General features: G+C 41.6%; 21 protein-coding genes. 9 read left to right on the forward strand and 12 right to left on the reverse strand.

Annotated features, from left to right (window positions below; translation table 11 throughout):
- The first annotated feature begins 1 nt into the window (after window position 1).
- The 5 genes from atpA (at window position 2) to glmU (ending at window position 5944) form a co-directional block, all read left to right on the forward strand.
- Window positions 2-1543: a F0F1 ATP synthase subunit alpha gene (atpA, locus tag ED622_RS08435; RefSeq protein ID WP_122033453.1), complete on the forward strand. Its 1542-nt coding sequence runs from the start codon at window positions 2-4 to the stop codon at window positions 1541-1543.
- 45 nt (window positions 1544-1588) lie between these two features.
- Entirely contained in the window at window positions 1589-2455 is an 867-nt protein-coding gene (gene atpG / locus ED622_RS08440; protein ID WP_122033454.1) for a F0F1 ATP synthase subunit gamma, read from the forward strand.
- A gap of 33 nt (window positions 2456-2488) precedes the next feature.
- On the forward strand, window positions 2489-3892 hold the full coding sequence (atpD, locus tag ED622_RS08445) for a F0F1 ATP synthase subunit beta (RefSeq protein WP_122033455.1): 1404 nt from the start codon (window positions 2489-2491) through the stop codon (window positions 3890-3892).
- 18 nt (window positions 3893-3910) lie between these two features.
- Window positions 3911-4333, forward strand: a complete 423-nt coding sequence (locus ED622_RS08450) for a F0F1 ATP synthase subunit epsilon (protein ID WP_122033456.1) — start codon at window positions 3911-3913, stop codon at window positions 4331-4333.
- 252 nt (window positions 4334-4585) lie between these two features.
- Window positions 4586-5944 carry a bifunctional UDP-N-acetylglucosamine diphosphorylase/glucosamine-1-phosphate N-acetyltransferase GlmU gene (glmU, locus tag ED622_RS08455; RefSeq protein WP_122033457.1) on the forward strand — a complete coding sequence of 453 codons (1359 nt, stop codon included), beginning with the start codon at window positions 4586-4588 and terminating at the stop codon, window positions 5942-5944.
- Window positions 5945-6105: 161 nt separating this feature from the next.
- Here glmU and ED622_RS08460 read toward each other — a convergent pair whose 3' ends face one another.
- From ED622_RS08460 to ilvG, 5 genes are all read right to left on the reverse strand, one after another.
- Window positions 6106-6315 (reverse strand): cold-shock protein, encoded by a 210-nt coding sequence (locus ED622_RS08460; protein WP_005421580.1) that lies wholly within the window; start codon window positions 6313-6315, stop codon window positions 6106-6108.
- A 276-nt stretch (window positions 6316-6591) separates the two neighbouring features.
- A complete protein-coding gene (gene ilvA, locus ED622_RS08465; protein ID WP_122033458.1) occupies window positions 6592-8124 on the reverse strand; it encodes a threonine ammonia-lyase, biosynthetic in 1533 nt (510 codons plus the stop codon).
- A 5-nt stretch (window positions 8125-8129) separates the two neighbouring features.
- On the reverse strand, window positions 8130-9986 hold the full coding sequence (gene ilvD, locus ED622_RS08470; RefSeq protein WP_122033459.1) for a dihydroxy-acid dehydratase: 1857 nt from the start codon (window positions 9984-9986) through the stop codon (window positions 8130-8132).
- A 26-nt stretch (window positions 9987-10012) separates the two neighbouring features.
- Window positions 10013-10258, reverse strand: a complete 246-nt coding sequence (gene ilvM, locus ED622_RS08475; protein ID WP_045103221.1) for an acetolactate synthase 2 small subunit — start codon at window positions 10256-10258, stop codon at window positions 10013-10015.
- Window positions 10258-11904 carry an acetolactate synthase 2 catalytic subunit gene (gene ilvG / locus ED622_RS08480; RefSeq protein ID WP_122033460.1) on the reverse strand — a complete coding sequence of 549 codons (1647 nt, stop codon included), beginning with the start codon at window positions 11902-11904 and terminating at the stop codon, window positions 10258-10260. The genes ilvM and ilvG overlap by 1 nt, the downstream gene beginning before the upstream one ends.
- 405 nt (window positions 11905-12309) lie before the next feature.
- On the opposite strand from ilvG, the gene ED622_RS08490 reads away from it, so the two are divergent.
- Window positions 12310-13836 carry a YifB family Mg chelatase-like AAA ATPase gene (locus ED622_RS08490; protein WP_122033461.1) on the forward strand — a complete coding sequence of 509 codons (1527 nt, stop codon included), beginning with the start codon at window positions 12310-12312 and terminating at the stop codon, window positions 13834-13836.
- A gap of 100 nt (window positions 13837-13936) precedes the next feature.
- Window positions 13937-14794: an acyltransferase gene (locus tag ED622_RS08495; RefSeq protein WP_122033462.1), complete on the forward strand. Its 858-nt coding sequence runs from the start codon at window positions 13937-13939 to the stop codon at window positions 14792-14794.
- A 65-nt stretch (window positions 14795-14859) separates the two neighbouring features.
- Here ED622_RS08495 and ED622_RS08500 read toward each other — a convergent pair whose 3' ends face one another.
- From ED622_RS08500 to ED622_RS08520, 5 genes are all read right to left on the reverse strand, one after another.
- A complete protein-coding gene (locus ED622_RS08500) occupies window positions 14860-15459 on the reverse strand; it encodes a thiol:disulfide interchange protein DsbA/DsbL (RefSeq protein WP_174213440.1) in 600 nt (199 codons plus the stop codon).
- Window positions 15460-15503: 44 nt separating this feature from the next.
- Window positions 15504-16487, reverse strand: coding sequence for a serine/threonine protein kinase (locus ED622_RS08505; RefSeq protein ID WP_122033464.1), 984 nt, complete (start codon window positions 16485-16487; stop codon window positions 15504-15506).
- A gap of 58 nt (window positions 16488-16545) precedes the next feature.
- Complete coding sequence (ccoG, locus tag ED622_RS08510) at window positions 16546-17964, reverse strand: cytochrome c oxidase accessory protein CcoG (RefSeq protein WP_122033465.1); 1419 nt, start codon at window positions 17962-17964, stop codon at window positions 16546-16548.
- Between the two features lie 212 nt (window positions 17965-18176).
- Window positions 18177-18440 (reverse strand): YihD family protein, encoded by a 264-nt coding sequence (locus tag ED622_RS08515; RefSeq protein WP_122033466.1) that lies wholly within the window; start codon window positions 18438-18440, stop codon window positions 18177-18179.
- 93 nt (window positions 18441-18533) lie between these two features.
- On the reverse strand, window positions 18534-18701 hold the full coding sequence (locus tag ED622_RS08520) for a hypothetical protein (protein ID WP_122033467.1): 168 nt from the start codon (window positions 18699-18701) through the stop codon (window positions 18534-18536).
- A gap of 240 nt (window positions 18702-18941) precedes the next feature.
- Here ED622_RS08520 and ED622_RS08525 point away from each other — a divergent pair, with 240 nt between their 5' ends.
- A complete protein-coding gene (locus ED622_RS08525) occupies window positions 18942-19727 on the forward strand; it encodes a sporulation protein (protein ID WP_122033468.1) in 786 nt (261 codons plus the stop codon).
- Window positions 19728-19826: 99 nt separating this feature from the next.
- Window positions 19827-20474 (forward strand): hemolysin III family protein, encoded by a 648-nt coding sequence (locus tag ED622_RS08530; RefSeq protein ID WP_122033469.1) that lies wholly within the window; start codon window positions 19827-19829, stop codon window positions 20472-20474.
- Between the two features lie 75 nt (window positions 20475-20549).
- Here the strand turns inward: ED622_RS08530 and ED622_RS08535 are convergent, their stop codons facing one another.
- Both ED622_RS08535 and trkA read right to left on the reverse strand, forming a co-directional pair.
- Window positions 20550-21995 (reverse strand): TrkH family potassium uptake protein, encoded by a 1446-nt coding sequence (locus ED622_RS08535; RefSeq protein ID WP_122033470.1) that lies wholly within the window; start codon window positions 21993-21995, stop codon window positions 20550-20552.
- 2 nt (window positions 21996-21997) lie between these two features.
- On the reverse strand, window positions 21998-23374 hold the full coding sequence (gene trkA / locus ED622_RS08540) for a Trk system potassium transporter TrkA (RefSeq protein WP_060993495.1): 1377 nt from the start codon (window positions 23372-23374) through the stop codon (window positions 21998-22000).
- Window positions 23375-23394: the final 20 nt, after the last annotated feature.

Raw genomic sequence — 23394 nt, forward strand, 5'->3', positions numbered from 1 at the left:
CATGCAACTTAATTCCACGGAAATTAGCGATCTAATCAAACAACGTATTGAAAAATTCAACGTTGTAAGTGAAGCTCGCAACGAAGGTACAATCGTTTCGGTAAGCGACGGTATCATTCGTATCCACGGCCTTGCAGACGTTATGCAAGGCGAAATGATTGAATTACCGGGTGGCCGTTACGCGCTAGCACTTAACCTTGAGCGTGACTCAGTTGGTGCTGTTGTAATGGGCCCATATGCTAACCTACAGGAAGGCATGAAAGTAACAGGTACTGGTCGTATCCTTGAAGTACCAGTAGGCCCTGAAATGCTAGGTCGTGTTGTAAACACACTTGGTGAACCAATTGATGGTAAAGGCCCTATTGATACGAAATTGACTTCTCCAGTAGAAGTGATTGCACCTGGTGTAATCGATCGTAAATCAGTAGACCAACCTGTACAAACTGGCTATAAGTCAGTGGATTCAATGATCCCTATCGGCCGTGGTCAGCGTGAGCTAATCATCGGTGACCGTCAGACTGGTAAAACAGCAATGGCGATTGATGCGATCATTAACCAGAAAAATTCTGGTATTTTCTCTATCTATGTTGCGATTGGCCAAAAGGCATCAACAATTGCTAACGTAGTTCGCAAATTAGAAGAGCATGGTGCGCTAGCTAACACTATCGTTGTTGTTGCATCTGCTTCTGAATCTGCTGCGCTGCAATATCTTGCTCCGTATTCAGGTTGTGCGATGGGTGAATACTTCCGTGACCGCGGTGAAGATGCTCTGATTGTTTATGATGACTTATCTAAACAAGCGGTAGCTTATCGTCAGATTTCTCTACTATTGAAACGTCCACCGGGTCGTGAAGCGTTCCCTGGTGATGTTTTCTATTTACACTCTCGTCTACTAGAGCGTGCTGCTCGTGTAAGCGAAGCGTATGTTGAGAAATTCACTAATGGTGAAGTGAAAGGTAAAACTGGTTCTTTAACTGCTCTACCTATCATCGAAACTCAAGCTGGTGACGTATCTGCATTCGTACCAACCAACGTAATCTCGATTACTGATGGTCAGATCTTCCTACAAGCAGAACTGTTCACCGCTGGTGTTCGTCCTGCAGTAGATCCAGGTATCTCTGTATCTCGTGTAGGTGGTGCTGCGCAAACTAAGATCATTAAGAAACTGTCTGGTGGTATTCGTACTGCTCTTGCACAGTACCGTGAACTTGCAGCGTTTGCTCAGTTCTCATCTGATCTTGATGAAGCGACTAAAAAGCAACTTGATCATGGTGAGAAAGTAACTGAGCTAATGAAACAAAAGCAGTACGCTCCAATGTCTGTTTTTGATCAAGCTTTAGTTATCTTTACAGCTGAGAAAGGCTATTTGAATGATGTTGAGCTTTCTAAGCTTGCTGATTTCGAAGAAGCATTGCTGTCGTATGCTCGTGGTCAATTTGCCGATCTAGCAACAGAGATCGACTCATCGGGTGCTTGGAACAAAGAAGTTGAAGCTCAGTTTGTTAAACTGGTTGAAGACTTTAAAGCAACCCAGACCTGGTAATTCGTTGGTGGCCTGTAATGGGTCACCCGAAAACGGAGAGTAACGATGGCCGGTGCGAAAGAAATTCGTAACAAGATCGGGAGTGTAAAAAGCACTCAAAAGATCACGAAAGCAATGGAAATGGTAGCCGCTTCTAAAATGCGTCGCTCGCAAGAGTCGATGTCAGCGTCTCGTCCATATGCTGAGACAATACGTAAAGTAATCGGTCATTTAGCGCTTGGTAGCCTTGAGTATAAACATCCATACCTTGAGGAGCGCGAAGCTAAGCGCGTTGGTTACATTATTATTTCTAGTGATCGTGGTTTGTGTGGTGGCTTAAACATTAACTTGTTTAAAAAAGTCATGGCAGAAATGAAAACATGGTCAGAAGATGGTGTTGAAATTGATTTAGCCGTTATCGGTTCTAAAGCAACAGCATTCTTTAATAGTTATGGCGGCAACGTTATTGCTCAAAACTCTGGTCTAGGTGATAAACCTAGTTTAGAAGAATTGATCGGTACTGTTGGTGTGATGCTTAAGAAATATGATGAAGGCCAGTTGGATCGCCTGTATGTAGTGAGTAATAAGTTCATTAATACAATGGTACAAGAGCCAACAATTGACCAATTACTTCCTTTGCCTAAATCTGAAGATGAAGCAATGAAACGCACTCATTCTTGGGACTATATTTATGAGCCCGAGCCAAAACCATTACTAGATGCCTTATTGGTTCGATATGTCGAATCACAAGTGTATCAAGGTGTGGTTGAGAATTTAGCCTGCGAACACGTAGCGCGAATGATTGCGATGAAAGCGGCAACTGATAACGCTGGTGACATTATTGATGAACTGCAACTTGTGTATAACAAAGCCCGTCAAACGGCGATTACACAAGAGCTTTCAGAAATTGTTTCAGGCGCATCAGCGGTTTAAGCATAGGTATTTAAACAGTTTAGAGGATTAACGATGACTACAGGTAAGATCGTACAGATCATCGGTGCGGTAGTCGATGTAGAGTTCCCACAAGGCAGTGTACCTCGTGTATACGATGCTCTGAATGTTGTTGATGCAAAAGAACGTCTTGTTCTTGAAGTTCAACAACAAATCGGCGGTGGCGTTGTACGCGCAATCGTTATGGGTAGCTCAGATGGTTTACGTCGTGGCTTAGCAGTAGAAAATACTGGCGCGCCAATTACAGTTCCAGTGGGTACTAAAACATTAGGCCGTATCATGAACGTTCTTGGTGACGCGATTGATGAGTGTGGTGATATTGGTGCTGAAGAGCATTATTCAATTCACCGCGAAGCGCCTAGCTACGAAGAGCAGTCTAACTCGACTGAACTTCTAGAAACGGGTGTTAAAGTAATCGATTTAATTTGTCCATTCGCTAAGGGTGGTAAAATAGGTCTATTCGGTGGTGCTGGTGTAGGTAAGACTGTCAACATGATGGAACTTATCAACAACATCGCACTACAACACTCAGGCCTATCTGTATTTGCAGGTGTAGGTGAGCGTACTCGTGAAGGTAATGATTTCTACTTTGAAATGCAGGAAGCTGGTGTTGTAAACATCGAAAAACCTGAAGAATCAAAAGTAGCGATGGTTTACGGTCAAATGAATGAGCCACCAGGTAACCGTTTACGTGTTGCTTTGACTGGTCTAACAATGGCAGAGCGTTTCCGTGACGAAGGTCGTGACGTTTTACTATTCATTGATAACATCTATCGTTATACACTAGCCGGAACTGAAGTATCAGCTCTACTAGGTCGTATGCCATCAGCGGTAGGTTACCAACCTACACTAGCTGAAGAGATGGGTGTTCTTCAGGAACGTATCACTTCAACTCGTAGTGGTTCTATCACTTCAGTTCAAGCGGTATATGTACCTGCGGATGACTTAACGGATCCATCTCCAGCAACAACGTTTGCTCACTTAGATGCGACAGTTGTACTTAACCGTAATATCGCATCAATGGGTTTATACCCTGCGATTGACCCGTTAGATTCAACATCTCGTCAACTTGATCCACTTGTTGTTGGTCAAGAGCACTATGATATCGCACGTAATGTACAATCTACATTACAGCGTTATAAAGAGCTAAAAGACATCATTGCTATCCTAGGTATGGACGAGCTATCTGAAGAAGATAAGCAAGTTGTATCTCGTGCCCGTAAGATTGAGAAGTTCTTAACTCAACCTTACCACGTAGCTGAAGTATTCACAGGCGACCCAGGTATTTACGTACCACTTAAAGACACATTAGCTGGCTTTAAAGGGTTATTAGCTGGTGATTACGATGACGTTCCTGAGCAAGCCTTCATGTACTGCGGTAAGATTGAAGATGCGCTTGAGAATGCGAAGAAGCTATAAGGCTGATTAGGAGGCGATATGGCAGCAATGACCTTTCACCTGGACGTTGTAAGTGCTGAGAAAAAATTATTCTCAGGACTTGTTGAAACGATGCAGGTGAGCGGAAGCGAAGGTGAACTTGGTATTTTCCATGGTCACGCACCGCTGCTGACCGCTATCACGCCTGGTATGGTGCGTATTGTTAAACAACACGGTCACGAAGAGTACATTTATGTCTCGGGTGGCATGGTTGAGGTTCAACCTGGTTCGGCAACTGTTTTGGCAGATACCGGAATCCGTGGTGAAGACCTAGACGCAGCTAAGGCAGAAGAAGCTAAACGCAAGGCTGAGGAAAATATTAAGAATCAGCATGGCGACATTAACTTCGCTCAAGCGGCCAGTGATTTGGCTAAAGCGATCGCACAGCTTCGAGTTATCGAACTGACAAGACGTTCGCGTTAATCAAGCACCATTAGAAAGAAGGCGACCTATTTGGGTCGCCTTTTCTTTTTTATCTAAGTATTCTTACTTATCTCTTACCCAAAGGGGCTGTTTTTAGCTTATAATTTAATCCGCATATTAATCCCATTAATCATTACTTTGTATGTAACTCAGTAGTAAGTAATGGATTTAATATTTTGATTTCCACTAGCTAGGTAAATGCTATCGATGCAGAGTCGATATCAGTTAGCATAATAATAGAATGGGCTTTTCATGAAATTCAGTGCAGTAATTTTAGCAGCGGGTAAAGGCACCCGTATGTACTCAAACAAACCTAAAGTGCTTCATACTTTAGCGGGCAAGCCAATGGCAAAGCATGTAATTGATACATGCGAAGGTCTTGGTGCTCAAAATATCCACCTAGTTTATGGTCACGGTGGTGATCAAATGAAAGCTGAACTAGGTGAAGAGCGAGTAACTTGGGTACTTCAAGCCGATCAACTAGGTACAGGCCATGCGGTTAACCAAGCAGCACCTGAATTTTCTGATGATGAGAAAGTGCTAGTTCTATATGGTGACGTACCTTTGATCAGTGCTGAAACGGTCGAAAATTTACTAGACTCTCAACCAACAGGTGGTATTGCACTACTGACCGTTGTTCTTGATAACCCTATGGGTTATGGCCGTATTATCCGTCGTAATGGCCCTGTAATCGCGATTGTAGAGCAGAAAGATGCAACGGAAGAGCAGAAGCTTATTAAAGAAATAAACACCGGCGTAATGGTTGCTACTGGTGGTGATTTAAAGCGTTGGTTAGCTGCATTAAAGAATGAAAATGCACAAGGTGAATATTATCTAACAGATATCATCGCAGCTGCACATGATGAAGGTCGTGCTGTAGAAGCGGTACATCCTGTTAGTCCGATTGAAGTTGAAGGTGTGAATGATCGCGCTCAATTAGCTCGTTTAGAAAGAGCTTATCAATCAGCACAAGCACAAAAACTATTAGAGCAAGGTGTAATGCTTCGTGATCCAAGCCGCTTTGATCTTAGAGGATCTCTGCAGTGTGGTATGGATATTGAGATCGACGTAAACGTGATCATTGAAGGTAATGTAACGATTGGTGATAACGTCGTTATCGGAGCTGGTTGTGTACTGAAAGACTGTGAGATTGATGATAACACGATTATTCGTCCTTACAGTGTGATTGAAGGGGCTACTGTAGGTGAAGATTGTACGGTTGGTCCATTTACTCGCTTACGCCCAGGCGCTGAGCTTTGCAATGATGCTCACGTAGGTAACTTTGTTGAAGTGAAGAATGTTCGCCTTGGGGAAGGGTCTAAAGCGAATCATTTAACTTACCTTGGTGATGCTGAGATTGGTAAGCGTGTCAATGTAGGCGCTGGTGTGATTACGTGTAATTACGATGGTGCAAATAAGTTCAAGACTGTAATTGGTGATGATGTGTTTGTTGGCTCTGATAGCCAGCTTATTGCTCCAATTTCGATAGCGAATGGCGCGACGGTTGGCGCGGGCTCTACAGTGACGAAAGATGTGGCTGAAAATGAACTTTACATTAGCCGAGCTAAAGATCGTCGTATTGCTAATTGGCAGCGTCCAACAAAAAAATAGTTAATATTTAAATGCTTATTCCTATTTTTATAGGGATTTATTCATAAAAAAAGAAGCGATTATAGCTTCTTTTTTTGTATCTGAAATTTGATACTACAAATGACAGGCAAAAAAAATGCCGACCGAAGTCAGCATTTAAAAATTTTATTCGAAAATTCGAATTAAGCTGGAGTAACGTCTGCAGCTTGTGGGCCTTTTTGACCTTGTTCAACAGTGAAAGTTACCGCTTGGCCTTCTTTCAGAGTTTTGAAACCTTCAGTTGCGATAGCACGGAAGTGAACGAATACGTCAGCGCCGCCGTTATCTTGAGTAATGAAACCGAAACCTTTCTCTTCGTTGAACCACTTAACGATACCAGTTGATTTAGACATAATAAATCCTAATTTTTTTTAATTAAATAATTCGCATAATGCGAAGTTGTAGCCATAAAGAATTATTTATTGAGGTAAAACATATGTATAAAAAGCTTCAAGCATAACTGGTAAAGCAGTATAACGAAGGTTTCAAAAGCATAATATTACAGATAAATAGGTCTGTTTACAGGCCGAGAAAAATAATAGCATTTTTTAAACGATTGTATAGCAGAATTTCAAAAATGAATGAAAATAAGGCTAAAAAAATAGTAGCCTTACAAATGCCATACGCTATTAAGATAAAAAGAACTTATAAGCTGGATTATCAGTTTCATCTTTGCATCGATAACCTAATTCCTCTAGATGTTTAGAGAAAACAAGGAGATCAGAATCATCTAATTCAAAGCCACACAAAACACGTCCATAATCAGCCCCGTGATTTCGGTAATTGAATAAACTGATATTCCAATGAGTGCCTAATGTACTGAGAAATTTGACTAGGGCACCAGGATATTCTGGAAATTCAAAACTGTATAATCGTTCTTTCAATGGCTTAGAGGGTTTACCTCCTATCATGTAGCGAATATGAAGCTTTGCCATTTCATTATCAGAGAGATCAACAACAGGGTATTCATTCTGTTGTAAGTCATTAATAATGTTATTGAGCTCTTCTTGTCCCTCTTGTAAGCGGACACCAACAAAGATGTTTGCTAGTTTATTGTCGTTGTATCGATAGTTAAACTCAGTAACGGCTCGGCCACCAATTAAATTGCAGAATTCAAAAAAAGCACCTTGGCGTTCAGGGATCGTGACAGCTAATAAACCTTCTCTTTTCTCACCAAGTTCACAACGTTCAGAAACGTAGCGTAAGCCATGGAAGTTAGTGTTTGCACCAGAAAGTACAGCCCCAAGTTGCTTGTTGTTAAGTTGGTTTTTATCAGCAAATTTTTTCAAACCTGCTAATGCTAATGCACCTGATGGTTCAGCAATCGCACGAGTGTCTTCAAAAATATCTTTGACGGCGGCACAGATTTCATCGCTAGAAACGGTGATATGGCCATCAAGATATTTTTGGCATAAACGGAAGGTTTCATCACCAATACGTTTAACGGCAACACCATCGGCGAACATACTTACTTGATCCAGTATTACTGGTTCTCCTGCATCTAATGCGGCTTTTAAGCAGGCTGAGTCTTCAGGTTCAACGGCGATTACTTTAATTTCTGGCATTAATTGTTTGATAAGAACGGCAACACCAGCGGCTAAGCCACCACCACCGACAGGAACAAAAATATAATCTAAATGCCCATTTTGTTGCAGCATTTCCATTCCTATCGTTCCCTGCCCTGCAATCACTAAAGGATGATCAAATGGAGGAACAAAGGTATAGCCGTGAAGCTCAGATAAACGCTCTGCTTCGGCTTTTGCTTCATCGAAGTTACGGCCGTGAAGAATGACTCGGCCACCAAACCCTTTCACCGCTTCTACTTTGATGTCAGGGGTTGTTTTTGGCATAACGATGGTGGTTTGGATCCCAAGCTTAGTGCCTGAAAGCGCCATACCTTGAGCATGATTACCTGCAGAAGCTGCAATAACGCCAGCTTGCTTCTGTTCTTCAGTTAAGTTTGCCACCATATTGTAAGCACCACGAAGCTTAAATGAGTGAACCGGTTGGCGATCCTCTCGCTTTAACTGTACGTGATTATTAAGTCGTTCCGATAAACGTGGCATCCCTTGAAGTGGCGTAACAGTGGCAACTTCATAGATGGGGGCTCGTAAGATCTGACGCAGATATTCTGCGCCAGTTTGATTAGAAGGTGTTGTCATAAGCCTTATCCTTCTAACTTAGATTTATCACGTACTGCGCCTTTGTCTGCACTGGTTGCCATACTTGCGTACGCTTTTAGTGCAAAAGAAACTTCACGTTGGCGATTTACTGGTTTCCAGCCTAATTGGTCTTGTTTCACTCGACGATCAGCCAGTTCAGATTCTGAAACATCAAGAGTAATAGAGCGACTTGGGATATCGATGGTAATGATGTCGCCAGTATTTACTAAACCAATAGTACCACCACTGGCTGCTTCTGGTGAGGCGTGACCAATAGAGAGACCTGATGTGCCACCAGAGAATCGGCCATCAGTAAGAAGTGCACAAGCTTTGCCTAATCCCATGGATTTTAAATAAGTGGTTGGGTACAGCATTTCTTGCATTCCCGGACCACCTTTAGGGCCTTCATAGCGAATAACGACAACATCACCGGCTTTTACTTTGCCACCTAAGATGCTTTCTACTGCACTGTCTTGGCTTTCAAATACAATGGCTGGACCTTGGAATTTAAGGTTATCTTCATCAACACCAGCTGTTTTTACAATACATCCATCAACAGCGATATTACCAGAAAGAACGGCTAGACCACCCTCTTGGCTAAAGGCATTTTCTTTGGTGCGAATACAGCCATTTTCACGGTCATCATCAAGACGATCCCAACGACAATCTTGTGAGAAAGCTTTAGTGGTTCGAATGCCAGCAGGACCAGCACGGAAAAATTTAAGTACCGCTTCATCTTCGGTTTGCATGATGTCGTATTGAGCCAGTTGCTCTTTCATCGTTAAGCCAAGCACGGTATTGGTATCACTATTAAGTAGATTTGCTCGATCTAGCTCGCCAAGGATAGCCATTACTCCACCTGCACGGTGAACGTCTTCCATGTGATATTTTGGTGTTGAAGGGGCTACTTTACATAGATGAGGTACTCGACGAGACATCTCATCAATATCATCCATATCAAAATCTATTTCGCCTTCTTGAGCGGATGCGATTAGGTGAAGAACCGTATTACTTGAACCACCCATCGCAATATCTAGCGCCATTGCATTTTCAAATGCTGCTTTGTTGGCAATATTGCGTGGCAGAGCGGAATCATCACCTTGCTCGTAATAGCGTTTAGTTAGAGTCACGATACGTCTACCTGCATTGATAAACAGTTCCTCTCGATCGGCGTGAGTAGCAAGCATTGAGCCGTTACCTGGTTGAGATAATCCTAGTGCCTCGGTTAAACAGTTCATTGAGTTAGCAGTAAACATACCTGAACATGAACCACAGGTTGGACACGCAGAACGCTCTACTTGTTCACTTTGTTCATCTGAAATCGTTGGATCGGCGCCTTGGATCATCGCATCGACTAGATCAAGCTTGATGATTTGATCTGAAAGCTTAGTCTTACCTGCTTCCATTGGGCCACCAGAAACAAAGATCACCGGAATGTTAAGGCGCATTGCTGCCATCATCATTCCCGGAGTGATTTTGTCACAGTTAGAGATACATACCATTGCATCGGCACAGTGAGCATTAACCATGTATTCAACTGAATCAGCAATAAGTTCACGTGATGGTAGAGAATAAAGCATGCCACCGTGACCCATTGCAATACCATCATCAACCGCAATGGTATTAAATTCTTTAGCGATACCGCCTGCTTTTTCAATTTCACCAGCAACCAATTGTCCCATGTCTTTTAGATGAACATGACCCGGAACAAATTGGGTAAATGAGTTAACCACGGCAATGATAGGTTTACCAAAATCTTCTTCTTTTACGCCAGTTGCGCGCCATAGTGCGCGAGCTCCAGCCATGTTACGACCATGAGTTGTGGTGGCTGAACGGTATCTGTTTTTAGGTGCTGTAGGCATTGTTATTAATCCTTTAAATTTTAATCTTATGCGCGATTCAATGTAGAGACATGAACGGCGGTAATATCCCAAAGTTTTTCAATTTGATTCGTAAGCAGGCTGATAGGACGATCACTTTCGACGATAATCTCAACCGCAGCGATACCACTTGCTTGGTTTTGAGTCGCAAGTACCTGTTTGATGGCAAAACCGCGGTGACGGATCACTCGTAATACGCGTTCTAATAATACCGGTTTGTCAGTTGCTTCAATTTCTAAAATATAACGTTGCATTATTCACCCTCCACCATGTCTTGGTTTGCAGCCCCTGGTGGAACAAGTGGCCATACGTTTTCTTCTTCAGAAATAAGTACATGCAGCATATAAGCGGTTTTGCTTTCTAACATCTCTTGTAATGCTGGCTGAACTTCTTCTTTACGAGTAATGGTTTTTCCTGGAATGTTAAAGGCAGCAGCCAATGCAACAAAATCAGGGTTGTCGTCTAAAATCGTTTCGCTGTGGCGACCATCAAAGAATAGAGATTGCCATTGACGAACCATACCTAAACGCTGGTTATTAAGTAGCACCATTTTTACAGGAATTTGTTTACGCTTTATTGTGCCCAGCTCCTGAACGTTCATCATAAATGAGCCATCACCAGTAATAAGAACCGATTCATCATCAGGGCGAGCAACTTTAGCTCCTATTGCAGCAGGCAAACCAAAGCCCATCGTGCCAAGACCTGCAGAGGTTAAATAATTTTCTGGCGCGCGAGGTTGAATATGCTGAGCTGCCCACATTTGATGTTGACCAACGTCAGTCGCAACAATGGAGCTGTCTGGCATCATGTCTGATAATTGCTTTAGTAGCAGAGGAGCATAGATTAGATCTCCAGGATGGTCATAACGCCATTTAAATTCAGTACGTAGTGCTGACACATGTTCTAACCAAGGTGTTAGGTCTTGAGTGGTATTCAGTTGCGGTAAAATAAAATTGATATCACCACGCAATGTCGAGTGAGCATGACGAAGCTTATTGAACTCAGCAGCATCAATATCGATATGAATGACTTTGGCATGTGGGGCGAAACTTTCTAGCTTTCCTGTTACACGATCATCAAAACGAGCACCAACCACAATCAATAGATCTGACTCTTGAACGATAAGGTTGGCGGCCTTAGTACCGTGCATCCCGACCATGCCTAAATAATGTGGGTCGTGCCTTTCTATCGAACCTAGGCCTTTAAGTGTACTTACTGACGGCATTGGATTATTACGTAAAAACTCACGAACTGAATCCGTAGCATGGGCAAGCTGCACACCACCACCGACATATAGAACAGGTTTAGCGCTGTTTTTTAGAATGGCCTCAGCGGCTTCAATACTTTCTTGAGAGGCTACAGGAATAGCTGGTGGTTCAAAGTATGGGAGGGTCGTTACTGGTGCTTCAGCAACTTGTACGTCTTTAGCTATATCAATTAATACAGGGCCTGGACGACCTGATTTTGCTACTTCAAAAGCTTCAGCAATCACTGGAGCAAGTTCGTTGATGTCAGTAACAAGGTAGCTGTGTTTAGTACAAGAGAGAGACATACCAATGACATCCATTTCCTGGAAGGCATCAGTACCGATTAAATGACTTGCGACTTGACCTGTGATAGCAACAAGAGGAATGGAATCAAGCATGGCATCAGCAAGACCAGTAATTAGATTGGTTGCTCCAGGACCTGATGTTGCAAGACAAACGGCAACATCTTTACTTGCTCGGGCCATCCCGATAGCGGCCATGGCTGCACCTTGTTCGTGGCGGCAGAGGATATGCTCAACACCACCATCATACAAGGCATCATAGATAGGCATGATTGCCCCGCCAGGATAACCAAAAACAGTTTTAATTCCTTCATCTCTTAAGGCTTTAACTACTAACTGTGAGCCATTCATACACTGTCGCTCCCTGCGTGAGTGATTATTTGTCTATTCTTGCACATCATGCGCTCCCATTTCTTCCTGAATTCATAAAAAAACCCCCTTGCTGATGAGCTTGGGGGTTTTAAGTGTGCGTTGCTATTGCGACTTTTTGCTCACTCATCCCCGCGCGGTGACTAGAATCACCACGAGAATGTTAATAATTAGAATATTCAGTTGAGCAAGCAAGGTCATTTAATCTGTCCGTAATCGTGTTTTTTTTGATAATTCGTTACATTAACTTAGTGGTAACACAGACATGGCTCTCATGACAAGAAAAAACTCTCATTTTATTCACAATTCTCGTTCATTTAGCGCTTATATATAACAAATCAATAAAAAGCGCAGAAATAGTCGCTTTATAAATCATTGGGTAGGGAAATGGGATTAGCAATCATACACAGTCGAGCGTGCGTAGGAGTTGAGGCACCAGAAGTAACCGTTGAGGTTCATATCAGCAATGGGATGCCGGGGTTTAGTCTTGTTGGGTTACCAGAAACCACAGTTAAAGAAGCTAAAGATAGAGTAAGAAGCGCCATTATTAATGCGAACTTTGAATTTCCATCAAAGCGGATCACTGTGAATCTAGCTCCGGCGGATTTACCTAAAGAAGGAGGCCGTTTTGATCTACCAATCGCTCTTGGTATTTTGGCTGCATCTGATCAGATCCCAGAAATAAAATTGTCAGGGCATGAGTTTGTGGGAGAGCTTGCCCTTTCGGGAGAGCTTCGCAAAGTGAAAGGTGTGTTACCCGCAGCATTAGCCTCATTAAAGTCTAATCGATGCTTAGTGGTGCCTGATGAAAATGGCGATCAAGCGGCATTAGTAGGCAAAGATATTCATAAATCCGCACCTCACTTGTTGGCGGTGTGCGGGTTTTTATGTGGCCAGCAGCAACTGGGGTTATTAACGTCGAAAAAAGTAGAGCAAGACGTTGTTTCAATCGAGCGAGATCTGCAAGACATTATTGGTCAGCAACAAGGTAAGCGTGCGTTAGAAATAGCTGCGGCTGGTGGACACAATTTATTGTATCTAGGTCCCCCTGGAACAGGAAAGACTATGCTGGCCTCTCGTATGAGTGATTTATTACCCAAAATGACGAACGATGAAGCGCTTGAAACCGCGGCAGTCGCTTCCCTAACCCATCAGCATATAGATGAATCTAATTGGCGCTCTCGCCCTTTTCGTTCACCTCACCATTCTAGCTCTATGGCTGCATTAGTCGGTGGTGGTTCGATACCTAGACCCGGAGAGATTTCTCTTGCTCATAATGGCATTCTTTTTTTAGATGAAATGCCTGAGTTTGAAAGAAAAGTACTCGATTCACTACGAGAGCCATTAGAGTCAGGAGAAATTGTCATTTCTAGAGCAGCGAGTAAAACTCGATTCCCAGCTCGTTTCCAATTGGTTGGTGCCTTAAACCCAAGCCCTACTGGATATTACGAAGGTAATAATACCAGAACCAATCCTCAACTGATTCTGCGGTATTTGAGCCGAATTTCAGGGCCATTGTTGGATCGATTTGATATGTCTTTAGAGATCCCCTTACTGCCCAAAGGTACTCTAACGGAAGGAGGAGATAGAGGGGAATCAACCCAAGAAGTAAAAGAAAGAGTCTTATTAGCTCGCTCACGGATGCTGGAAAGAAATGGCAAAATTAATGCATTGTTAGGCAGCAGAGAAATAGATAAGTATTGTCCGTTAGCGAAAGAAGATGCTGCTTTCTTGGAGAACACGCTTCATCAACTAGGTCTTTCTATTCGGGCTTATCATCGGATTATTAAGGTCGCAAGAACCATTGCTGATCTGAATGGTGAAGATAACATCCAACGCATTCATCTAGCAGAAGCCGTGGGTTATAGGGCAATGGATCGTCTCTTAAAGCAATTAACCGCTCAAGCGATTTAGTGTCTTTTTATATAGACGGAAATAAAGTTTCTTAACAAAAAAAGGTCAGGCTTGTTATTATATGGGCAATTTTCACCCTGTTAACGAATGAAGACCCCCTATGTTTGCGAATATCCGACTGGTTGCTAGCGTTTTGCTTGTGATGCTCAATACGGCATTGACCTCTTTAATTATCAGTTTTTTTGCTGTAATTAAGCTTATTCTCCCTTTTGCGGTGATAAAAAAGATCACCGTTTCAATGGCAAATAAAACACTATGGGGATGGGCAACGCTGAACCTTTGGATGTTAAACCTAAATAACAGCATTGAATGGGAAATTGAGGGGGGAGATGAGCTTTCTCAAGAGAATTGGTATTTGCTGCTTTCTAACCACGTAAGTTGGGCTGATATTGTTATTTTATCTTCGGTAATGAAAGATAAAATACCAATGACGAAGTTCTTTTTGAAGTATGAGTTACTTTTCGTTCCCTTTGTCGGTTTAGCCTGTTGGGGCGCTGATATGCCATTCATGCGCCGAGATCCTGAGCGTCGTGATGATGATTTTAAAGCGATTCAAAAATCGTGTGAAAACTTTCGAGCAGTGCCAACAACCGTGGTTAACTTCGTTGAAGGTACTCGTGCAACGCCTGAAAAACTAAAAGAAGCTCGCACACCTTATCAGCACCTGTTTAAACCAAAGATTGGTGGTATTGCTTTTACGTTGTCTGCGATGGGTGAATTGTTTGATGGGATTGTTGATGTGACTTTGGCATATCCTGAGAATCAAACATCGCCATTTATCGATATGCTACAGGGTAAGTTAACTAAGGTAGTGGTACGGATAAACCTTCATCCTAATGATGAGCAGGTTAATGGCGACTATTTTGGTGATAAAGCCTTTAAGCGTGGTTTTCATAAATGGATAAATGATTTGTGGAAAGAGAAAGATGAATATCTGCAAGGCATATTAAATAAGTGATATAAAAAGGGAGCGAATAATCGCTCCCTTTTAGTATCTATTGCTTTTAAAGCGAGACCGTTTTATTACTTCTTAAGTAACCAGTTAACGAGTTCGTAGTACTCTTCAGCACTTTGAATCTTACCTGTTTCAACAAGATATTTGTTATTAACGATAAGAGCAGGAACGCCTGTTAGGCCGCTGTCTTGGAATGCTTTATCAAAGCGGTTAACCATAGAGTTAATCGCAAAACTATTGTAAGTACCATCAAATTCATCAGCGTTAACGCCTTCATCTAGGAAGATTTGACGAATTTCTTGCTCATTACGTGGTGGCTTGTTCATGGTATGAATACGATTGAAAAAAACAGGAACCAGTTTATCTTCAACACCAAGAGACACCATCGTAGCGTAAGCTTTACTCATTGATAGGCCCATTTTTCCGCCCATGAATGAAACGTGTGTTTTCTTAAAGGTTGCATTCTCAGGTAATGTTTTCTTTAAGCCCTGAATTAGAGGTTCAAAGCTATTACAGTGTGGGCAGTAGAAAGAGAAGAACTCGTTTACTGTTGGTGTTTTTGATTCAGGAAGGTTTAAAACTTTATAGTAATCCCCTTCCGTAAAGTTTGCTGCGTTGACAGAAAAACTTAGAACTAAAGCACCAAACAGTGCCATCATTTTCTTCATCATGTGTAACTTTCTCCAATCCATTTGTGTTTGTTTTATTGTTATTACCATTGAGGCATTAATTCTAAAGGTGCTTCGTTTAAAGCGGCTATTTGTTCTTTAAACCCAAGCACTTGGCTTTCCCAGTATTTTGCGTCGGCAAACCATGGGAATGCAATAGGAAACGCAGGATCTTGCCAACGTTTTGCTAGCCATGCCATGTAGTGTACCATTCGTAGACCACGCAATGGCTCAATTAGTTTCAGTTGATTGTGGTCAAAATCGCAATATTCAGAATAAGCTTCAACCAGAATATCGAGTTGAACCAACTTATCTTGACGGTCACCATTCAAAAGCATCCAGATATCTTGCGCTGCAGGACCGTTTCTCGCGTCATCTAAATCGACGAATAATGGGCCATCACGCCATAAAATATTACTTGGATGACAATCGCCATGTAAACGAATCGCTTTACTTGGCTGCCAGTGCTGCTCGATTTTTCCAATCAACATATCAAGATCAGAGAAAAAACTATTCTCTAAATAAGACGGGATGAATGAACTGTTTTCTAATAGTTTTCTTGGTTGATATAAGTATTCGTCCAGTCCGACAGTTGGACGATGAGTGAATAACTCAGACTCCCCGACCTTATGTATTCTACCTAAGTAGCGCCCGACCCATTCAAGTTGATCAAAATTATCTACTTCAAATGTGCGGCCACCTAAACTGTCAAACAGCGCAAACCAATAGCCTTTAGCAAAGTGAAGTGTTTTACCGTTTATTTCTACTGGCGCAGCTACTGGGATATCTTGTTGTACAAGCTGTTTAGCAAATAAGTGCTCTTCTAAGATTTGAACCTCAGACCAACGTTGAGGACGATAGAACTTCACAACATAGCGGCGTTTTTCTTCGTCACTGAATTGATAAACACGGTTCTCATAGCTATTTAGCGCTAGAAATCCAGACTCTGCTCTTACGCCTATCTCAGCAAGGGCATGCCACAATAAGTCAGGGGTAAGCGTACTGAAGTTAAAGGCGTATTCAGACATAATGTTTTCTCAAATAAAAAGGGCTCATTATGAGCCCTTTGAGTCAATAATAGAGTGATTATAGCGGTTTAAAGAAACGGCTTTCTGCTTTTATCACTTGTTGGTCATTATTTTTAATTTCAAAAGTAATGGTGGTAATTGGTGCGGATAACTCATCACCATTTGCGCCTAGGCTAATTGGTAAACTTAATACTTCACCAGGATCTACATTTACATCTTGAGCGCCATACCAAGTAACCTCTTCAAGGCCAGTTACCGATAATAGGTAGTTTTGCTCTTGTTGTGTTTTATTGATGATTTTCAAAGTGTACGTATTTTCAATAAGGCCAGTATTGTTGATACGTGATAATTGGTTTCTATCTCGTAGTACATCAAGTCCCATTGGTTCAACTGTGGCTATTTGAGCAATGAACAGACCTATCATTAAGACCATTACAATGCCATAACCGATGAGTTTAGGGCGCATGATATGAGTTTTATGACCCGCTAATTTATGCTCTGTTGTGTAACTGATTAAATTCTTTTCATAGCCCATTTTGTCCATGGTTTCATTACAAGCATCAATACAAGCACCACAGTTAATACATTCGTATTGTAGGCCATCACGAATATCAATCCCTGTTGGACACACTTGAACACATAAATTACAGTCAATACAGTCGCCTAATCCGAGCTCTTTAGGATCTTTTTTGCGAGATCTTGGACCGCGAGACTCTCCTCGTTTTGTGTCATAGCCAACAATGTAGGTATCTTTATCAAACATCGCAGATTGGAAGCGAGCATAAGGGCACATATGCAAACAAACAATAGATCGCATCCATCCAGCATTCGCATAAGTACAGCCAGCAAAAAATAGCACCCAAAATGCAGGTAAGAACTCACTATTAAAAGTGAAGACATCGACCACTAATTCTTTCACTGGGACAAAATAACCAACAAAGGTGAGGCCTGTAGCAATGGCAATCGCAACCCAAGCGAGATGTTTTAAGGCTTTTCTGGCAAGTAAGTTTGATGTCATCTTTAGCTGATCTTGCTTGCGACGTTTGTTTGCCGGACCTTCTAGTTTTTCTTCAAACCAGATGTACATAAATGTCCAAACGGTTTGAGGGCAAAGATAACCACACCATACTCGGCCTAAAAAGGTCGTAATAAAAAAGAGTCCGAATGCGGCGATGACAAAAAGAAGTGCCAATAAGGTGAGATCTTGAGGAAATAAAGTGGTGGCAAAGAAATTAAATTGCTGACTACCAATATCTAATAAAATCGCTTGTCTGTCGCCAAATGAAATCCATGGGGTAAGAACAAATAACGCTAATAAAAACCACCCACCATAGCGGCGTAGTTTTTGGAACGTTCCTTTGCTTTGACGAACATAAATTCCTGAGTTCGGATTAAAACGATCACTGCTGGATTTGTGTGTTTTTGGGTTAAATTGTTTTGGAGTCACATCTTTGATGTCGATCTTATCCTGACTCATTATTCTTCCTAATTATTTTTATGAGGTATCCCAACGATGGTTTTATTGAGCTGAACCATTTAGTGGTTGGTAATATAAGACATTGTCGGCTGAATTATAGCTTGATGAGTCGTTAGAATACGTAGGAAGGTTCAAAGTTAGTTAAAAAAGTGTGTTTTATTTGAGGGTAAATCGATCTGATTCATTATAAATCAGATCGCTATTGTTGATTTTTATAGAAGTCCGCGTGCTTTTAGAATAGCGGTTTTAAAATCGTTTTCTTGATCCTTTGCTAAACCAGGGATCATTTCATCTTTTTCGCTGTTGCGCATTTTTAGATGATAGATAAGAACATCATCCGTAAGATCTTCTAATTTACCTTCATACTTGGTCTCTTCTGCAAGTTTCACTATGAACTGCATAAGATTAAGTTCAGGTTCTTTTTTCCATTCTGGATGGATTAATTCGATAAGTTCATTAACGCGATGGCATTTCATTGAGCATTCTCCCTATTATTATTAAGGGCAAGTATATCGAAGTTATATCGGATATTAAAAGAAAAAGCGCAACCCAAAGGCCACGCTTTTAAATTATGCCGCACAAGAAACTTCAGCTGGGGCTTCAGTTTTTTCTGAAACTACTAGAGTCATTTCTGGTACGTTTTTTTTCGCTACGGCTACTTTTACAAAGTGGCTGCGACGACGATCCACACTATGCGTTGAAGCAGAGCGTGAAAACCTGACAGTCATAGGACGCATTGGTTATCTCTATAGTCAGGCACTTCCTTGGCCAAATTAATGACCTAACTATCTATGAGTTACATCGAGATGAGACTCTTTTTAGCTTTCGCCAATCCAAATAAATAGTCAGGGGATGTGTTCATAAAACACCCATTAAGAGTATCATAAACTGTCAATTAGTCGAGGTGCATCTCAGCGTAATTTTAATTATTAAGCAATACTATAACGATGAAACATGGATGACTCAGGAGAGTAAAAATGTCTTTTTTTAAGAAAACATTGGCATCATTAGGCATTGGTTCTGCAAATGTTGATACGATTATTCATCACGAAGTTTTGATCCCAGGCCAAAAGGTTAATGTCACTATAGAGGTAACAGGTGGAGCCACGGCGCAAAACATAGATAATATCGATTTAACTTTGTGCTGCCAGTATAAAAAAGAGGTTAAGCGTAATCGTGACAATGGTTCCCGGACTGAAGTCATCAAACAAACTCATGTCTTAGCGGATTGGAGTTTGCCTTATGCCTTCACGATAGAGCCTAGGCAAGAGAGAAAGTTTGAGGTTGAGTTAGATCTGCCATTAAACACGCCAGTTACGATTGGTGATGCAAAAGTCTGGGTTCAAACTGGGCTAGATATTGCTCTTGGATTAGACCCTACAGATAAAGACCCTATTACGGTAAGGCCTGAACCGTTACTTGATGGAGTATTAACTGCATTAGAGACTGAGGGGCTACGAATTCGACAAGTTGAATGTGAGTATGCAAAAAACTTTGAACTCCCTTTCGTGCAAGAGTTTGAATTTGTTCCTTTTGATGGCCCTTACCATGGTCGTTGGCGTGAGCTAGAAATTATTGCTTATCGAGATGCTGAGAAATTACAGCTATGGTTTGAGATTGATAGGCAGCAAAAAGGGATTTCTGGTTTACTATCAAACTTGCTAGGAAGCGGTGAACTAAAGCGGACTCTTTCTTTGTCGTCTACACTGAGTCCTGAAGATGCTGGACAGCAAGTAATTGATTTTTTAAATCAAACGACATAGCTAAGTACGAGTAAATAAAAAACCTCACATTTAAGCTTACAAGTGTACGCTTAAATGTGGCATACTTCCCTTATCGAGTAATCACTTTATGAGATAATGATGTCTACCTCTACTACATATTCAAAAAAAGAAGAATTAGCCAATAGTTTAAGTCATGCGTTAGGTATGATTTTTGGTGTCGTTGCTTTAATACTATTATTAGTAAAAGCAAATTCGGTTGATGCTGATTGGTTAACAATAACAAGTATGTCTGTTTATGGCGCCAGTATTATTTTGCTGTTTCTCGCTTCGACGCTATACCATTCAATTGCCGCACCTAAAGCAAAACGGGTATTAAAAACGCTTGATCACTGTGCCATTTTTTTGCTAATCGCTGGCAGTTACACCCCCTATCTTCTTGTTAGTTTACGTACACCATTAGCTTATTGGTTAATGGGGGTTATTTGGGCGATTGCGTTAATCGGTATTATTGGCAAGATTATCTTTGTGTATCGATTTAAAAAATTGTCGCTGATTACTTATCTGATCATGGGATGGTTGTCGGTGATTGCGGTTTATCAATTAGTGATACATATTGATATTAATGGCGTTATTTTGTTAGGACTTGGTGGGGTAATTTATTCTTTAGGGGTTATTTTTTATGTCGCGAAGAAGATCCCATATAACCATGCAATTTGGCATCTGTTTGTACTCGGTGGTTGTGTTACCCAGTTTTTATCTATCTATTACTACGTAAAACCCGTTTAAATACGATTTTCTGATCACAAAAAAATGGCCTAGTGCGTAAACACTAGGCCATTTTTTCTATTACGATAATAGGTATTACCCTTTCCAAAATGCAGGGAAGAACAGAACTAATACCGTCAGTATTTCTAAGCGCCCCATCAACATACCAATACTTAATATCCATTTAGCACTATCAGGTAATGTGGCAAAGTTTCCGGTTGGCCCGACAATGTGACCCATTCCCGGACCTACGTTGGCGACGGCTGTTATTGCACTGGTAATGCTTGTGACAGGATCAAGACCTAAACTGCCTAGCAATGCAGAGATAACGATGATGGTTAAGAAAAAGGTAAACACCAAAGCAACCACTGAACGTGCAATATCATCGGTTACTGGGCGGCCATTATAACGCTGAACAAAAATACCTGATGGATGAATGAGTTTCATCATCTGTTTATTGAGCATGGTTGCTGCAATTTGAAAACGGAAGATTTTAATCCCACCAGCAGTTGAACCTGAACAAGCCCCTGCCATCATGACAAACGCAAAAATAATCGCTGGGAATGCGCCCCATGCGGTGAAGTCGTCTAAGCCAAATCCAGTGGTCGTGATTACCGAAATAATATTAAACACAGACACTCGTAATGCATCCATAACCTCGTAATCGTTATGAATGACTAACCATGTCGCCACAAATAAACTCGTGATTAAAACGAGCTTTAAATAGCCTACGACTTGAGCATCTTTAAATAGAACTTTAGGATCGCGCTTTTTAAGAACCTGAATAAATAACAAGAAAGGCAAACCACCAGCAAACATGAAGAAAGAAGCGACCCAATGAGTACTATTGGAAAATCGATTCATAGAGCTGTCTGATGTTGAGTAACCCCCCGTGGATAACGTGGTAAAAGCGTGGTTTATTGCCTCAAACGGTGTCATCCCTGTAACCAAGTAACTTAAAAAACATAAGAGCGTTAAGCTTAAATAGACACTGACTATGTATTTGGCTACGTATTTGGTTCTTGGGGCGCTTTTTTCTGACCAATCAGAGGATTCTGTTTGGAACAATCGCATGCCACCTACATTTAACATCGGCAAAATAGCTACTGCCATTACGATAAAGCCGACACCACCAAGCCACTGCAGAGTCGAGCGCCACAGTAGAATACTTGGTGCCATATCATCTAAGCCACTGAGAACCGTTGAACCTGTCGTTGTTATCCCTGACATGGTTTCAAAGTAAGCGTCAGTAAAGCTAATGTGGTTGATAAACACAAAAGGCAGTGCAGCAAAGGCGCTGGCTATTGTCCATACGAGTGTAGTGATAAGAAACATATCCCGTACGTTCATTTTAAACTGCTTACTGCGGCCCAAAGTTAAACAAGCAAATGCCACTATGTGTGTAATAGCAACCGCTTGTGCAAATTCGATAAAACCACCAGTACCAGTAAATAAGGCAACAAGGGTTGGGATATACATGAATAGGGCTAGCTTAGACAGCACAAGCCCTATAACAAATAAGATCGGTTTGTAGTTAACCATAATTACAAGAAGAACGGACTCGGTTGGAATAAACGTTCAACATCCTGAACGTATTTTTTATCCACTAGGAACATAACAACGTGATCATCCTGTTCGATCACAGTTTTATCGTGTGCGATGAGAACCTCTTCACCACGAACAATCGCACCAATAGTTGTACCTGGTGGTAGCTTGATGTGTTGTACTTCTTTACCAACCACTTTAGAGGTCGTTTCATCACCATGAGCAATTGCCTCAATCGCTTCAGCTGCGCCACGACGAAGAGAAGAGACATTTACGATATCAGCACGGCGAACATGAGTTAATAGTGCTGAGATCGTTGCTTGTTGCGGAGAAATAGCAACATCAATCACGCCTCCTTGAACTAAATCGACATAAGCACCACGTTGGATCAGTACCATTACCTTTTTGGCACCCATGCGTTTCGCAAGCATGGCCGACATGATGTTGGCTTCATCTTCGTTGGTTACCGCAATGAAGACATCAACTTGATCGATATGCTCTTCACTAAGTAACTCTTGATCGGCTGCATCGCCACAGAAGACAATACTTTCTTCAAGTAGTTCTGATAATTGCTCTGCGCGTTTCATGTTACGTTCAATGAGCTTAACGCTGTAGTTTTGCTCTAAACGTCTCGCAAGACCTGCACCGATATTACCGCCACCAACAATCATAATTCGTTTGTATGGACGCTCTAAACGTTGCAGTTCACTCATTACTGAACGAATGTGATTACTTGCTGCAACAAAGAAAACCTCATCATCGGCTTCAATAACAGTTGTTCCTTGAGGTCGAATAGGACGACCTTGACGGAAAATTGCCGCAACACGAGTATCAATATGAGGCATATGATCACGAAGTGCAGATAGTGCGTTTCCGACAAGTGGGCCGCCATAGTAGGCTTTTACTGCTACCAAGCTAACTTTTTTCTCAGCAAAACTCGCCACTTGGAGTGCGCCAGGGTATTCAATTAGACGCTCGATATAGCCCGTAACTAACTCTTCTGGTGCGATGAGATGATCAACAGGAATAGCATCTGATTGAAATAAACGCTCTTTTTCTTTTAGGTATTCAGGTGAACGAATACGAGCAATACGGTTAGGAGTATTAAAAATAGTAAAGGCTATCTGACAAGCAATCATATTGGTTTCGTCAGAGTTGGTTACGGCAACCAACATATCAGCATCTTGTGCTCCTGCCTCTCTTAAGGTATCTGGGTGACTTGCAAATCCTTGAACTACGCGTAAGTCGTATTTATCTTGTAACTCACGCAGTCGCTCTGAACTCTTATCAACAACCGTAATGTCGTTGTTTTCGCCAACCAAGTTTTCAGCTAATGTGCCGCCAACCTGCCCTGCACCTAAGATTATGATTTTCATACCGCTTGCTCGCTCGTATA

Origin of the sequence: Aliivibrio sp. EL58 (assembly GCF_900312675.1) — a bacterium.
Taxonomy (GTDB): Bacteria; Pseudomonadota; Gammaproteobacteria; order Enterobacterales; family Vibrionaceae; genus Aliivibrio.